The following is a 945-nucleotide window of genomic DNA, read 5'->3' on the forward strand; positions in this document are numbered from 1 at the left end:
GCACTGGCTGCACCGGCGCGACGATGCCGCGCTGGCTGTCGCGGTTGCTCAGCACATCGTGCACTTGCAGCATCAGCGGCGCCGCCGAAGCCAGACCAAACTGCCCCGGCACCGGCGTACCGTCCGGGCGACCGATCCACACACCGATCAAATAGCGCGGCCCTACACCAATGGCCAGCGCATCGCGAAAGCCATAACTGGTACCGGTTTTCCACGCCAGGCTGGGGCGCTGTACCAACTCGGCGGTCGGGTCGCGATCCGGCCGTGCCTGGCCACTCAAGATGCGACGGATGATCCACGCTGAACCCGGCGACAGCATGCGCCGCTCGACCAGTTCATCCTGCGGTTGCAGGCGCAGATTGGCGCTTTTGCCACCCCGCGCCAGCGCGCTGTAACCGCTGACCAGATCTTCCAGACGGCTGCCAGCCCCGCCCAGAATCAACGCCAGATTGGGCTCTGCCAGCGCAGGCAAACTCAACGGCACGCCGCCGTTGCGCAGGTCGGCCGCAAAACGTTTCGGCCCGTAGGCCTCAAGCAGTTGCGCCGCTGGCAAGTTAAGCGACAACGCCAACGCCGAACTGGCCGACACCGGCCCGCTAAAACCCATCGAGAAATTGCCCGGACGGTAATCACCGTAACGCCGCGGCACGTCTTGCAGCAGCGACTCGGAATGAATCAGCCCGGCATCCATCGCCATGCCGTACAAAAAAGGCTTGAGGGTCGAGCCCGGTGAACGCAAGGCGCTGATCATGTCGACATGGCCAAAGCGCCGCGCATCGTTGATGTCTACAGAGCCGAGGTACGCGCGCACGGCCATGCTCTCTGTTTCAACCACCAGGATCGCCGCCGAGGTGTGCTCGGGCAGTCGTGCCCGCCAGCCCAGCAGCAAGTCTTCGAGGCGGCGTTGCAGGTTGGCGTCCAGGGTGGTGCGGATCAGCGGCGGGC

1 protein-coding gene is annotated in these 945 nt (G+C 65.1%); it reads right to left on the bottom strand.

Annotated features, from left to right (window positions below; all coding sequences use genetic code 11):
- On the bottom strand, positions 1-945 hold a 945-nt coding region (locus tag GHO41_RS29355; RefSeq protein WP_256678894.1), incomplete at both ends, for a penicillin-binding transpeptidase domain-containing protein.

The organism is Pseudomonas sp. FSL R10-0399 (genome assembly GCF_009600165.1).
Lineage (GTDB): Bacteria > Pseudomonadota > Gammaproteobacteria > Pseudomonadales > Pseudomonadaceae > Aquipseudomonas > Aquipseudomonas helleri.